Below are 13,988 nucleotides of genomic sequence, written 5' to 3' on the forward strand. Positions count from 1 at the left end.
TGGGTCCCGGTTTCCGGAAAAGATCATGTTCAAATAGTGAGATAGAGCCCATTGCGATCAATCGGAATGGGACCGGCTCTAGAATTGGACCGAAGATGAACTATGCCAACTTTCCTCTCGACAAGAGGATGCCATTGCCGAATTCCGACGCAGGAGACGGCGAAGACTTCATCGATATCGAGCGGCTGCTTGGCATGGCTGCGCGGCAGGCCAAGGTGGTTGCCGTGTGCGCTGTCATTGGCCTTTTCCTGGGCGTGCTCTATTTGCAGACCACGCCGCCCAAATATCAGTCGTACGCGAGCGTGCTGATCGACGAGGGCTTGAACAAGATTGTCGACGACATTTCGGCCGCGTCGACAACCATGCAGACCGATTCCGCCATCCTGAGCCAGATCGAAATCCTGACCTCGACGCGGCTTGCTTCGGTCGTCGTCGACAAGCTGAAGCTCGACCAGAATGATGCGTTCATGAATCCGCCCGTATCGGCTCTGGCGACGGGCGTCGGTTTCGTCCGAAGCGTGATCCAGTATGTCCGCCCCAGTCCTTCCATGCCGGGTGTTGGCGACATCAGCAAGCTCGACCCCGCCGCCCGCGACGCGCTGATGGCGACGTCGCGTCGCGACTACGCAATCCTCAAACTGCAAAGCGAGGTGCAGGCGGAGCGCGTCGGGCGAAGCTTCGTGATCACGCTAGGTTATCAGGCGACGGATCCGACCCTCGCAAACGCGGTCACCAAAGCCTATGCCGATGCCTATCTCGCCGATCAGCTCGATGCCAGCTTCGACGCCACCGAGCGGGCGGCGGTCTGGCTGCAGGGTCGGCTGACGGAACTGCGCCAGAGTTCCCAGGCAGCCTCGCTCGCCGTTGAGAAATTCAGGGCCGAACACGGGCTCGCCGCCAACAGCGATGGCCAGCTGATGAGCGACAAGCAGCTCTCCGATCTCAATGCGCAGCTCATCGTAGCGCAGGCCGACACCGCGCGCGCCAGCGCCCGCTACCAGCAGTACAAGGCGATTGTCGACAGCGGTTCCGACAACGCCTTCAAGGATGCCGCCATATCGAGTGACCAGCCGAGCAGTTCGGTCATCGCGGCGCTCAAGACCCGCTACCTGGCGGTGTCCAAGCGGCTGCAGGACGTCGAGGCGAATTTCGGTCCCGAGCATCCACAGGCGGTTGCGCTCGCCAAGGAGAAGGCCGACATTTCGACCCAGATTTTCGGCGAACTGAAGCAGCTGACCGAAAGCTATCGCAACGAATATGAGGTGGCGCAGACGCGCGAGACCGCGCTCAGGGCCAACGTAGCGGCCGCACAAGGCAAGAGCTCGGTCGATAACCAGACGCAAGTCAAGCTGCGTGAACTCGATCAGCAGGCGACGGCGCTCACCACGCTCTATCAGACATTCCTCGGCCGTTATGAGGAAGCCGCGCAGCAGCAATCCTTCCCGGTCGGCAAGATCCGCATCATCTCGGACGCTTCGATGCCGCTTAGCGCGTCAAGCCCGCGCACAATTGTCGTGCTTGGACTTTCGCTGGTTCTTGGCATGCTGATGGGCGCCGGCTTCGGTGGCCTGAACGAGTTCAACGAACGGTTCTTCAGGACCGGCGAGGATGTACGCGACCGCGTCGGTCTGAAATTCCTCGGCTATCTGCCGATGATCGGCGGCAAACTCGGCAAGGAGGAAAAGCCGGGCGAGACCCAGGTGGATGCCAAGACCGCCAAATCGCTGTCGGCTGCGGAAAAACGGGCGCGCATGCGGGTCAGCATCGATTCGCCTGCCTCGATGTTCTCCGAGACGCTGCGCAGCGCCAAGATCGCCTTCGACGTCGTATTGGAAGGGCAAGGCAGCCGCGTCATCGGCATCATCTCGGTGCTCCCCGGCGAGGGCAAGTCGACGGTCGCGGCCAATCTCGCCGGCCTGCTTGCCACCAACGGTGCCAAGACCTTGCTGATCGACGGTGACATGCGCAATCCCGGCCTCAGCCGGGGCCTTGGCATGGAAGCCGAGCAGGGCTTGATGGAGGCGGTGGTCAACGGCCTGACCTGGCAGTCCGTCGGCAAGATCGACAGGCAGACGAAGCTGGCGATCATCCCGGCAGCGCTGCGCGGCAACTTCTCACATACGAGCGAACTTCTCTCTTCGGCGGGCATGCGGCGTTTTGTCGAGAACGCCAAGGAGACATTCGAATACATAGTCGTCGATCTGCCGCCGCTCGGACCTGTGGTCGATGCCAAGGCCTTCGCGCCGCTGGTCGACGGTTTTGTGCTCGTCACCGAATGGGGGAGCACGCCGCGCGCAATGGTCAGGTCTATGCTGGAATCCGAACCCTACGTAGCCAACAAGATCGTCGGCGCGGTGCTGAACAAGGTCGATCTGAAGAAGCTGGCCAAATACGGGTCGTTCGGCGGCTCGGAGAAATTCTTCGACAAATACTCGACTTACTATCTGGAAAAGTCGGAGGTGCGCGGCAAGGCACCGGTCTGATTTGACCGCTGCCAGGACAAAGCCGGCCGCGTTCCGTTCATCGTGACTGGACGCTCCGGAGCGGACGATCGCCACCCAAGCATCGCCGCGCCGACGACGTCGTGGATCGTGTAGAGTGCATTCTCCGTGAACAATAAAAGACTGCCCGCCGATCCGGAAAAGCCGCGCCGACAGGTAAAACCGCTTCAGCGGCTCAAAGGCCGATCCCGCGCGCCTTCAGGGCGGCGGAGATCTCGTCGAGAATGACCGGATCGTCGATCGTCGCCGGCATCGTCCATTCTTCCTTGTCGGCGATCTTTTGCATGGTGCCGCGCAGGATCTTGCCCGAGCGCGTCTTGGGCAGGCGCTTGATCGTCACCACCGTCTTGAAGGCGGCGACCGGGCCGATGCGTTCGCGCACCAGGCCGACCACTTCACCTTCGATCAGGCCGATATCGCGTGTCACGCCCGCATTCAGCACCACGAAGCCGAGCGGGACCTGCCCCTTCATCGCATCGGCAATGCCGATGACCGCGCATTCGGCGACATCGGGATGGGCCGAAAGCACCTCCTCCATGGCGCCGGTCGACAGCCGGTGGCCGGCGACATTGATGATGTCGTCGGTGCGGGCCATGACGTAGAGATAGCCGTCCTCGTCGACCATGCCGGCATCCGCCGTCTTGTAGAAGCCGGGGAACTCGTCGAGATAGGCTAGGCGGAAGCGTTGATCGGCGTTCCACAGCGTCGGCAGGCAGCCGGCCGGCAGCGGCAGCTTGACCACCACATTGCCCAGCGTGCCGCGCGGCACCTCGTGGCCCGCATCGTCGAGCACGCGAATGTCGTAGCCGGGCATAGGCACGCCCGGCGAGCCGTATTTCACCGGCAGCAGGCCGAGGCCGGCGGGATTGATCGTCATCGGCGAGCCGGTCTCGGTTTGCCACCAATGATCGATCACCGGCACGTTCAGCTTCTGCTCCGCCCATTTGATGGTTTCCGGGTCGGCGCGTTCGCCGGCAAGAAACAGCGTGCGGAATTTGGACAGATCGTATTTCGCAATGAACTCGCCCTTCGGATCCTGCCCCTTGATGGCGCGGAATGCGGTCGGCGCGGTGAAAAGCGCTACGACGCCATATTCCGATATCACCCGCCAGTAGGTGCCGGCATCGGGGGTGCCGACAGGCTTGCCCTCGAACAGGATGCTGGTGCAGCCATGCAGCAGCGGCCCGTAGACGATGTAGGAATGGCCGACCACCCAGCCGACATCGGATGCTGCCCAGAACACCTCGCCCGGCTTGACGCCGAACTCGTTCTCCATCGTCCATTTCAGAGCGACCATGTGACCGCCATTGTCGCGCACGATGCCCTTGGGCTGGCCGGTCGTGCCCGATGTGTAGATGATGTAGAGCGGGTCGGTGGCAAACACCGGCACGCAATCGACATTGGCGCCCGCTGCCCGTTCGCGGGCGACGGCATCGGCGTAGTCGATGTCGAAATGCTCCTTGAGTTCGCAGCGCAGCTGGTCGCGCTGCAGGATCAGGCAGGCGTCCGGCTTGTGGCGGGAGATCTCTATCGCCTTGTCGAGCAGCGGCTTGTAGGCGACGACGCGGCCCGGCTCCAGGCCGCAGGAAGCGGAAATGATCAGCTTCGGTCTGGCATCGTCGATGCGGGTGGCAAGCTCATGCGAGGCAAAGCCGCCGAACACCACGGAATGCACCGCGCCGATGCGGGCACAGGCAAGCATGGCGATGGCCGCCTCCGCCACCATCGGCATGTAGATGATGACGCGGTCGCCCTTGCCGATGCCGCGGTTCTTCAGCACCGAGGTGAGTGCGACCACCTCGCGCTTGAGTTCGGCATAGGTGAACTTCTTGACCGTACCGGTGATGGCGCTGTCATGGATCAGCGCGATCTGGTCGGCGCGTCCGCCCGCCACATGGCGGTCGATGGCGTTGTAGCAGGTGTTGCAGGTGGCGCCGGCAAACCAGCGGCCATAGACGCCGGCAGCGGCATCGAACACCTTGTCATAGGGCGAATACCAGTCGATGGCGCGGGCCGCATCCGCCCAGAATTGTTCCGGGTGGCGTTTCCAGCCCTCATAGACCTCGTGATAGCGTGAAGTCATCCGGCTCCTCCCCAGGAATGATTTTCAACCCTCCAGATAGCGCGCTCTATCCTTGGCCGCAAATGCGCGCTGTTGTGCTGATGACATTTGAGCTGGGGGAGGCGCTATCAAGGGCCGCGACCGCCGCCTCATTGCCGTTACCGGTGAGCCGCGCCAACACGTATCGAGCGCCCTGACAGGCGGAATCCGCTTGGTGAAGGCAAGTTGCTCTAGATCGGCAGGGCCACAAGCATAAGGCCAATGCCGCCAGCGATCAAAATAACCGTCGCCAGCGCTTTTCTGTGACGTTCGAAGCTCGACGGAGCCCGCTCCCAATTGTAACGCATACGCTATCTCCCCACGACCCAGGCAGGTTTTACCTTACTCTACGGAAGAAAAGCAACGGCCGAGCCGGTCGGTTCGGTTGCTTGTCGCCTCGCCTTGACGACTATTTCTGGACGTTTCCTGTCGGGAACGGTCAGCGGAGGCGATTTCGCGAACGGGAGGATTTGTCAAAAGGCAAACCGCAGGTGCCTCCCGGCGGCGGGGAGTTCGAGGTCGGGTGGCGTGAGAGATGGCAGCATCAACCCGGACTATGTTGCGGATCAAAGGGAGAAGATGGTGCAGAAAAGCGGGGTGGAAGCCAGCTTTACATGCCCCAGCGCAGCGCCGCAGTGTGCACCGGCGCGTCCCACAATGTGGTCGTCTCGTCGTCGAGCATGGTGAGTGTGATCGAGCAGCCGGCCATGTCGAGCGAGGTGACGTAGGAGCCGACCAGTGAACGGGTCACCGTCACTCCGTGCGTCTCGAAGATCGCCCGCGCGCTGTTGTACATCAGATAGAGTTCCATCAGCGGCGTGCCGCCGAAGCCATTGACGAACAGCAGCGCCGGGCCTTTCGCCCTGTCGCCGAGATCGCCCAGGATCGCGGCACAAATCTCCTGTGCGATAGCATCGGCGCTTTTCAACGTGTCGCGCCGGCGGCCGGGTTCGCCATGGATGCCGACGCCGAATTCCATTTCGCCGTCGCCGATGTCGAAAGTTGGCTTGCCTGCCGCCGGGACCGTGCAACTGGTCAGTGCCACGCCCATCGAGCGGGTTGCAGCGTTGACGCGATCGCCCAGGGTCTTCAAGGCCGCCAGCGCCAGGCCATGTTCGGCCGCCGCTCCAAGGATCTTTTCCACCACCAGCGTGCCGGCGACGCCGCGCCGGCCGGTCGTAAAGGATGAGTTCTCGACGGCGACATCGTCATTTGTCACGATCTGCTGGACGCCTTCCGACATCTCGGCCGCCATGTCGAAATTCATCACGTCGCCCTCATAGTTCTTGACGATGAACAGGCAGCCGGCGCCGGTGTCGGCGGCTTCCGCCGCTGCCAGCATCTGGTCCGGTGTCGGCGAGGTGAACACCTGGCCGGGGCAGGCGGCGTCCAGCATGCCGTGACCGACAAAGCCGCCATGCAGCGGCTCGTGGCCTGAGCCGCCGCCGGAGATCAGCGCTACCTTGCCCGGCCGCAAGGTCTTGCGGCGGACAAATTTGTGCTCGTCGCCAAGCACGAGAATGTCGGCATGGGCAGCCGCGAAACCGTCGAGGCTCTCGGTCAGCACCGTGTCCACCGAATTCATGAATTTCTTCACGGCCGTCTCCTCCCGAAATAGGCCTGACATCAAAGCAATTCCAGGAAAAGTGTGTAACGGTTTTCCGTCCGGAATTGCGTACAAACTCCAAGCGGTCAGCCACCCTTGCCGGTGATGCTGGTGATCTTCTGGATGAAGTCGTTGACAGCCCTGTCGAGCGCGGCGTTCTGCTTGTCGTCGCCGAAATCCGGCACGACGAGCGAAACATGACGCGTCTTGCGCATGCCTGCCGCGACCGACATTTTTCCCGGATGCGCCTGATGATAGGCCGCGAGAAACTGGTCGCGCTCTGCCGGGCTGAAATGGCACACCGAAAATATAGCCGGCAAATGTTTGGACGGAATCGGGATCGAATAGGCCGGACTGGAAATCTGCGTGACGAAGCTGCGGTGTTTGCCGAGCGCGTCTGCAAGGCGCTGGCGCATGCCGGACGGGCGCTGGTCGATGACGTGCGACAGGATCGTCTTGTAGGCGCGGATTGCCTCTTCGGAGCCGGGTTCGGGTTTCTTGTCGATCATGCCAGCCGCGCCTAAATCGAAACGTCGGCGATGGCCGCCTTGGCCATGGCGAGTTGCGCCGGAGCGACGGAAAGGTCGCGCAGGCCGGCCTCGAGCAGTGACGGGATCGAGGCGGGGTCCGCGCCGGCATCGCCGCACAGGCTGACTGGGACATTTTCACGCGAGCCAAACGCGGTCACGGCAGCGATCAGCCGCAGCACGGCAGGATGACGAACGGAATTCAGATGTGCCACCGCGGCATTGTCGCGGGCCGCCGCCATGACGTATTGGGTGAGATCGTTGGAGCCGATCGAGAGGAAGGCGACCTCGGCAAGCGCTTCCGGCGCGATCGCCACCGAAGGCACTTCGACCATGATGCCGAGTGGCGGCATCTTTTGGGCGATGCCGCGCGCGGCAAGCGCGGCCTGTTCCTCAGCGAATATCGCCGCTGCCTGCCTGTATTCCTCAATAACGGCGATCATCGGGAACATCACCTTCAGACTGCCGTGCACGGCTGCGCGCAACAGCGCACGGATCTGTACACGAAAAACCTCCGGTCTTGCCAGCGACAGCCTGATGCCGCGCAGGCCAAGAAACGGGTTGCTCTCCTCGACGGTGAAGCCGGGCACCGGCTTGTCGCCGCCGGCATCGACGGTACGGATCGTCACCGGCTTGTCGCCGGCCCACTCCAGCACCTTGCGGTAGGCGCGATATTGCGTCTCCTCATCCGGAAGCGTCCTGCCGAAGAGGAATTCGGTGCGCATCAGCCCGACACCGTCGCAGGTAGCGATGTCGACGGCGTCGACTTCGGACGGGTCGGCGATGTTGACCTGCACGCGAACGGGCGTGCCGGTTCTGGTCACCGCCGGCCGCGCCAGGAAAGTCCCGGCCCGGTCCCGGCGCGCCGAGAACGACGACCACGAATGGCGAAAGGTGTCGATGTCAGCCTTGGAGGGTGACAGCACGATGCCGCCATGTTCGGCGTCGAGCAGGGCGATACCCGCAGGGCGAGCCGGCGAAGCGCCCAGCCCGACGACCATGGGAACGCCGCGCGAGCGCGCCAGCATGGCGACGTGGCTGGCGGTGCTGCCTGCCTCCAACGCGACGCCGCCGCCGCCGCTCCAGTCGGTTTCGAGAAAGCGCGTCGGCGCGATGTCCTCGCCATAGAGAATGGCGCCGGCCGGTGCCTGGATGTCGCTATCCTTGGTCAGTGCCCGCAGCACCTGGTCCCTGATGTCGCGTATGTCGGCGGCACGTGCGCGGAAATAGTCCTGGTCCGAGGCATCGTAGCCGGCAATCTCGGCGTCGAGCGCCTGTCGCCACGCCACATCGGCGGGTTGACCAGTCCCGATCGCGGCAAAGGCCGGGCGGCTCAGTGCATCATCCTCCAGCATGGCGATTTGAAATTCAAGAATGTCGGCAGCGTCGCCGTCGGCGGTTTGGATCAATGCGGCGAGACGAGCCGCCGCACTGCCGATTGCAGTCTCAAGCGCGGCTTTCTCATCGTCGGCTGTTTCCTTGCCGACATAGGATGCGGCAATTCGGTCGAGATCGAACAGCGGCCCCTCGGCATAGCCGGCCGAGGCCGAAATGCCTTGCAGCCTAAGCGGTCCGGACATGGTCCGTGCCTTCGTCGAAATCGCGGCGCACCAGTTCGACCAGCGCGTCGACGGCATCATTGGCGCCGTCGCCGTTGGCCCTGATATGCAGCACCGTACCCTTCGGCGCCTTGGTCGCCATCACCTTGACGATGCTCTTGGCGTCGAACCACGGCCCGTTGGCGGCCAGCGCTATTTCCACGTCGGCGGCAAAAGTCTTGGCCAGCTTAGTGAACTTCACCGAAGGACGCGCGTGCAGGCCCACCTCGTGGGTGATCACAACGGTCGCTTCGGCGGATGCGGACATGTCTTCAAGCTTCCCGTTCGCTCACGACGGCGACAATTCATGCGCCGTCGCCACCACTTCCTTCAGCGAGGCGCCGCCGGACGCCTCGGTCGCCGCCATCACCGCGCCTTCGACGATCGGCGCGTTGCACACGATGATTTTTTGCGACCGTGGCTCGCCGATCATCTCCACCGCCATTTCACTGTTGGTCTCGGCGCCGCCGAGATCGACCAGGATGGCGACACCGGCCTCCGACCAGGCCCTGTCGATGGCGCCCATGATCGCCTCGACATTGGTGCCGAGTCCGCCATGGCCGTTTCCGCCGCACCACGCAAGCGGCACTTCGTCGCCCACCATCTGCCGCACCATGTCGGCCGTGCCCTCGGCGACCAGCGGCGAATGCGAAACGATGACGATGCCGACATTGCTCATGGCCGACCTTCCAGCGTTTCGACGATCGTGCGTACCAGAAGCGCGGTCGAACGCGCGCCGGCATCCATGTGGCCGATCGAGCGGTCGCCGAGGAACGAGGCGCGGCCACGCAGGGCCTTCATCGGTACGGTCGCCTTAGCCGCAGCGTCGGCGATATCGGCGATTTCCGATCCAGTCTTTCCCTCGACCAACGCGTCCTGCACCGGCTGTAGGACGTCGAGCATGGTTTTTTGTCCAACCTGTGACTTGCCGCGCGCGGCCACCGCTTCGATCGCCTTGCCGAAGGCCGCGGTCAGATTGGTGCGATCGGGCTCCGCCGAAATTTCCTTGCCGAGCGCCATGAACAAAGTTCCGAACAGCGGGCCGGAAGCGCCGCCGACCGTCATCACCAGCTTGGTGCCGATCGCCTTCAGGGCCTCGGGCAATGGCTTGGCAGCAAACATCTCGGCCTCGGCACGCACCGCCTCGAAGCCGCGCTTCATGTTCAACCCGTGGTCGCCGTCGCCGATCGCCTGGTCGAGCACCGTCAACTCTTCGGCGTGCGCGGCAATCGTATCCGCGGCAGCCGTAATCAGCCCGGCAAGGTTCAGCGCCGCCATATCACCCGCATTCCTGGTTTCCACCCTTCCGGCAGTATCGAAAGAACGCTCATTCGACAACTGGAGCATGCATCAGGCCGCTTCGTGCAGCGCGGCGGCGGCCGCAAAGACCTCGGCCACCGCATAGGCGCCCGGGTCCACAACGCCTTGCAGCTTGCTGCCGACATAGGCGGATCGTCCGGCCTTCGCCTTCTCCATGGAGGAGGTAGCCTCTGCGCCGCGTCGGGCCGCTGTTGCAGCATCTTCCAGGCCATTGGCGTCGAGCGCTTTCAGGGCCGGTTCCAAGGCATCGATCATGGTCCGATCCCCGATCCTTGCACCGCCATAGAAAGTCATCCGCTCCAGGCCAGCTAGCAGCGCCTTGGCCAGTTTGGCCCCGCTGTCCAAACCCTGAGCCGCCGCCGTGAAGAAGATCGACAGCAGCACGCCGCTGGAACCGCCCATGGACGCGCTCAGAATGTCACCTATCGCACCAAGGGTCGCGGAAGGTTCGGCAAGCGGCAGCGTGTCGAGCCGTTCCAGCACGCTGCGTGCGCCGGTCGCTGCCGTCGAGCCGGTGTCGCCGTCGCCCGCCTTGGCATCCAGCGCGTTCAAGGTGCCTTCGAGCGCGATCAGTCTTTCGCAGACCGTGACGATCAGGCGTCTGGTGTGTGCATCCTGGCTGGGCTTGCGCGCCGCACTTTGCCCGGCCGCTTTCGACATCGGCAAGACGGCGGGCGGCACATCAGGCTTTGCCGGCATCCAGGCATGCGGGCCGACTGGCGCCAGCAAGGCTGTTTCGCGTGCCGCGTCGAGCCGGATCAGCGACAGCGAGAAACCGTTCATGTTGAGCGCCGTCATCAGCGGGCCTGGGCCGATGGTCAGCTTGATCGCTTTGGCCAGCGGCGAGCTCAGCACCGCATTGGCGACAACAGACATTTCGAGCGGTGGCACCGAGCCGAGATTGTTGATCAGCAGGGCGTAGCTGGCCGCAGGGTCGAGCCGCGCCGACAGGCGTTCGGCCATGATCGCGACCAGCCTGTCGGCGCTTTGCACCGCAATGCGCTCGACGCCCGGCTCGCCATGAATGCCGAGGCCGAGCTCGCCGTCATTTTCACCGAACCGGTCTTCATGCGGCTGGCCGGGGATCGAGCAGGACGACAGCGACATGCCGAACGAAACGATATCCTTCGCCGCCGCGCGCGCGGCTGCCGCAACGGACGCCAGGTCATGGCCGGTTTCCGACAGATGGCCAGCGATCTTGTGCACGAACAAGGTGCCGGCAACGCCGCGCGGCTGGGTGATGTCAGGCAAAGCGATGTCGTCGGCGACGATCACCATCTCGACGCGAAACCCTTCGGCGCGCGCCTTCTCGGCCGCGAGGCCGAAATTGAGGCGGTCACCTGTGTAGTTCTTGACGATGAGCAGGCAGCCGCCCGGGCCGGTCACCGCGCGAATGGCCGCCAACACGGCTTCGACGCTTGGCGAGGCAAAGATCTCGCCCGAGACCGCCGCCGTCAGCATGCCATTGCCGACGAAGCCGGCATGCGATGGTTCGTGCCCGGCGCCACCGCCGGAGACGATGCTGACCTTCGTCTTGTCCCAACCGGCGCGCAGGATGACCTTGATTTCGGGATAGCCATCGAGACGGGCGAGATCGCCCGCGCCAATAGTTCGCAACAGGCCCTCCAGCGCCTCGGTGACGATCGTTTCCCTGCGATTGAAAAAGTGCTTCATCGAATTCGTCCCGTACTCGCAAAGTCGAAAACCGGTGCTGAACCCTTGGCTAGCAAACACCGAAAATCGTTCACATCAGCCCGTTCACATCAGTCGTTGTCCATCGGCGCCAAAATACAGCGGCGACCGGTAGCGGATCACCACTCTGTCGCCCTGCGCCAGATCCGTGTCGGGATCGGTCAGCGTCACCAGTTTCTTGGGTCCCACCGTCACATGCAGGTGGTTCTGGTCGCCGAGATGCTCCACCCAGTCGACGACGCCGTCGGCATGGCCGTTGGCAGCCTTCTCGATCGCCAGATGTTCGGTGCGGGCGCCGATTGTCTTGGTTCCCGCCGGCGCGCCACTATCGGGCAGCAACCCCGTCGGCAGAAGATTGATCGCCGGCTGGCCTAGCCTTGCCGCGACATGCAGGTTAGCCGGCTCAGAATAGATCGTCCGCGGAGAACCGATCTGCACCAGCTCGCCATCGGCAAGGATACCGATGCGATCGGCCATGGTCATCGCCTCGATCTGGTCGTGCGTGACGTAGAGCATGGTGGCGCCGAGCTCGGTCTGGATGCGCTTGAGCTCAAGCCTGAGGTCCCCGCGCAGCTTGGCGTCCAGCGACGACAGTGGCTCGTCCATCAGATAAATCGACGGCTTGCGCACCAGCGCGCGGCCGATGGCGACGCGCTGCATTTCGCCGCCCGAAAGCTTGGTCGAACGGTTGGCGAGCTTGTGATGGATGCGCACCATCCTCGCCACCTCCTCGACCCGGCGGCGGATCTGGTCTTCCGGCATTTTCCGCGCCGGCGAGCGCAGCGGGAAGGCGAGGTTGTCGAACACCGACAGATGCGGATAGAGCGAATATTGCTGGAACACGAAAGCCGTATCGCGCTCGGCCGGCGACAGCGCGGTGGCATTGTGGCCGCCGATTTCGATCGTGCCGGAATCCGGCCGCTCCAGCCCGGCGATGAGCCGCAGCGTCGTCGTCTTGCCGGCGCCGGTCGGCCCGAGCAGCACGACGAACTCACCATCCGATATATGCAGGTCGAGGCCATTGACGGCGGCATGGTCGCCAAAACTCTTGGTCACGTTCCTGATGCGCACGTCAGCCATGACGGGCCCTCCGCTCAGAGGCCACATCGTGGATCGCGGTTCTCACCGCGCGGCCGGATCCCTTCTCGAACAGCGACAGCCGCGCGCTGCTCAGCGTCAGGCCGACATGATCTCCGGTCGAGAGCCGGATTTCGGCCGGCACGCGTGCCTTGATGATGCCGTCCGCCGTCTCCACCGCGACGATCTGCGTGGTGCCGAGATATTCGGTGCCATAGATGGCGCCGCGCAGCTTCGAATTGTCATCGAAGCGGATGTGTTCGGGCCTGATGCCGAGCGCCATGTCGACCGGCGCAACATCCTCGCGCACCTCCGGCACCGCCACTTTCGCACCTTGCACGACGATCTCCCTGGCGCCTTTCGCCAATCCACCGCCAAAGCCCAAGAAGTTCATCGGCGGCGAGCCGATGAAGTCGGCGACGAACATGGTCGCCGGGCGGTCGTAGATTTCGCGAGGTGTGCCGAACTGTTCGATGACGCCATGGTTCATCACCGCGATCTTGTCGGCCATCGACATCGCTTCCATCTGGTCGTGCGTAACATAGACGGTCGTGGCGTGGATGCGGTTGTGCAACTCGCGCAGTTCATGCACCATCAGATCACGGAATTCGGTGTCGAGCGTACCAAGCGGCTCGTCCATCAGGAAGCATTTGGGCCGCCGCACGATGGCGCGGCCGAGCGCCACGCGCTGGCGGTCGCCACCGGCAAGGCCGGAGACGGATTTGTCGAGCAGGTGGTCGATGCGCAGCAGCTTCGCCGTCTCCTCGACCCGCGTGCGGATCTCAGCCGACGGCATGCCTTGCGCCAGGAGCGGAAAGCCGATGTTCTTGCACACGTTCATGTGCGGATAGAGCGCGAACAGCTGGAAGACGAAGGCGATGTCGCGCTCGCGTGCCCGCAGCATGGTGACATCGTCGCCGCCAAGCAGGATCTGGCCGCCGGTCGGCAATTCGAGCCCGGCAATCATGCGCAATGTCGTCGTCTTGCCGCAGCCCGACGGCCCGAGCATGACGAAGAATTCGCCATCCTCGACGACGAAGTTGGAATCCTGCACGGCGACGAAATCGCCGAAGGCCTTTCTCAGGTGCTGGACGCGAATTTCGGCCATGATTATTCCGGGAATTTCGAGACGACGATGAACATCACGGTGCCGGCGAGCATGGTGATGAAGGAATAGGTGTAGAGCGACAGCGCGAAGGGCTGGAACAGCATCAGGAAGCCGATGGCGATCAGCGCCGTGGCGATGTTTTCCATCAGCCCGCGCCTGGCCCAGCGAGGCCATGATGATTTCCTGGAGTTGGCGGCGCGCGTCATACGTAGCCTTCCTTTTCCACGTCCAAAGGGAGAGATGGCTGCCAGGTGGTTCCCCCACTCCGTCGCTGCTTCGCAGCGCCACCTCTCCCCCCTCCGGAGGGAGAGGAAGGGAGCCTGGCTGAATTAGGTTCGCGCCCTTCCTCTACCCCGTCGATCGGGGGAGAGGTGTGGGGCGAAGCTCGGCGGGGGGGGGGGGGGCCAGGCGCGGCGGCCCCCCCGAAAATTGGCCCCGTGGCAGGCGCGCGATAGGAT

Annotated in this window: 12 protein-coding genes; 1 reads left to right on the top strand and 11 read right to left on the bottom strand. The window is 63.6% G+C overall.

Going from position 1 to position 13,988, the window contains the following annotated elements; translation table 11 throughout:
* Positions 1 to 95: 95 nt before the first annotated feature.
* The gene (locus tag NKH57_RS12240; RefSeq protein ID WP_352608188.1) at positions 96 to 2,483 is read left to right on the top strand and encodes a polysaccharide biosynthesis tyrosine autokinase; all 2,388 of its coding nucleotides are present in this window, start codon (positions 96 to 98) and stop codon (positions 2,481 to 2,483) included.
* 193 nt (positions 2,484 to 2,676) lie between these two features.
* Here NKH57_RS12240 and NKH57_RS12245 read toward each other — a convergent pair whose 3' ends face one another.
* From NKH57_RS12245 to NKH57_RS12295, 11 genes are all read right to left on the bottom strand, one after another.
* Positions 2,677 to 4,584: a propionyl-CoA synthetase gene (locus tag NKH57_RS12245; RefSeq protein ID WP_352944442.1), complete on the bottom strand. Its 1,908-nt coding sequence runs from the start codon at positions 4,582 to 4,584 to the stop codon at positions 2,677 to 2,679.
* Between the two features lie 628 nt (positions 4,585 to 5,212).
* Entirely contained in the window at positions 5,213 to 6,199 is a 987-nt protein-coding gene (gene dhaK / locus NKH57_RS12250) for a dihydroxyacetone kinase subunit DhaK (protein ID WP_352944443.1), read from the bottom strand.
* Positions 6,200 to 6,294: 95 nt separating this feature from the next.
* Positions 6,295 to 6,717, bottom strand: a complete 423-nt coding sequence (locus tag NKH57_RS12255; RefSeq protein WP_352727333.1) for a hypothetical protein — start codon at positions 6,715 to 6,717, stop codon at positions 6,295 to 6,297.
* Between the two features lie 11 nt (positions 6,718 to 6,728).
* Complete coding sequence (ptsP, locus tag NKH57_RS12260; protein WP_352944444.1) at positions 6,729 to 8,315, bottom strand: phosphoenolpyruvate--protein phosphotransferase; 1,587 nt, start codon at positions 8,313 to 8,315, stop codon at positions 6,729 to 6,731.
* Positions 8,299 to 8,601: an HPr family phosphocarrier protein gene (locus NKH57_RS12265; RefSeq protein ID WP_352944446.1), complete on the bottom strand. Its 303-nt coding sequence runs from the start codon at positions 8,599 to 8,601 to the stop codon at positions 8,299 to 8,301. The genes ptsP and NKH57_RS12265 overlap by 17 nt, the downstream gene beginning before the upstream one ends.
* A 21-nt stretch (positions 8,602 to 8,622) precedes the next feature.
* A complete protein-coding gene (gene dhaM / locus NKH57_RS12270) occupies positions 8,623 to 9,012 on the bottom strand; it encodes a dihydroxyacetone kinase phosphoryl donor subunit DhaM (RefSeq protein ID WP_352944448.1) in 390 nt (129 codons plus the stop codon).
* Positions 9,009 to 9,611 carry a dihydroxyacetone kinase subunit DhaL gene (gene dhaL, locus NKH57_RS12275; protein ID WP_352944450.1) on the bottom strand — a complete coding sequence of 201 codons (603 nt, stop codon included), beginning with the start codon at positions 9,609 to 9,611 and terminating at the stop codon, positions 9,009 to 9,011. The genes dhaM and dhaL overlap by 4 nt, the downstream gene beginning before the upstream one ends.
* A gap of 72 nt (positions 9,612 to 9,683) precedes the next feature.
* Positions 9,684 to 11,327, bottom strand: coding sequence for a dihydroxyacetone kinase subunit DhaK (locus NKH57_RS12280; protein ID WP_352944452.1), 1,644 nt, complete (start codon positions 11,325 to 11,327; stop codon positions 9,684 to 9,686).
* A gap of 84 nt (positions 11,328 to 11,411) precedes the next feature.
* Entirely contained in the window at positions 11,412 to 12,425 is a 1,014-nt protein-coding gene (locus tag NKH57_RS12285) for an ABC transporter ATP-binding protein (protein ID WP_352608206.1), read from the bottom strand.
* Positions 12,418 to 13,530 (bottom strand): ABC transporter ATP-binding protein, encoded by a 1,113-nt coding sequence (locus NKH57_RS12290; protein ID WP_352608208.1) that lies wholly within the window; start codon positions 13,528 to 13,530, stop codon positions 12,418 to 12,420. The genes NKH57_RS12285 and NKH57_RS12290 overlap by 8 nt, the downstream gene beginning before the upstream one ends.
* Before the next feature lie 2 nt (positions 13,531 to 13,532).
* Positions 13,533 to 13,736, bottom strand: coding sequence for a hypothetical protein (locus NKH57_RS12295; RefSeq protein ID WP_023761526.1), 204 nt, complete (start codon positions 13,734 to 13,736; stop codon positions 13,533 to 13,535).
* Positions 13,737 to 13,988: the final 252 nt, after the last annotated feature.

This window comes from Mesorhizobium sp. M1050 (assembly GCF_040318715.1).
Taxonomy (GTDB): Bacteria; Pseudomonadota; Alphaproteobacteria; order Rhizobiales; family Rhizobiaceae; genus Mesorhizobium.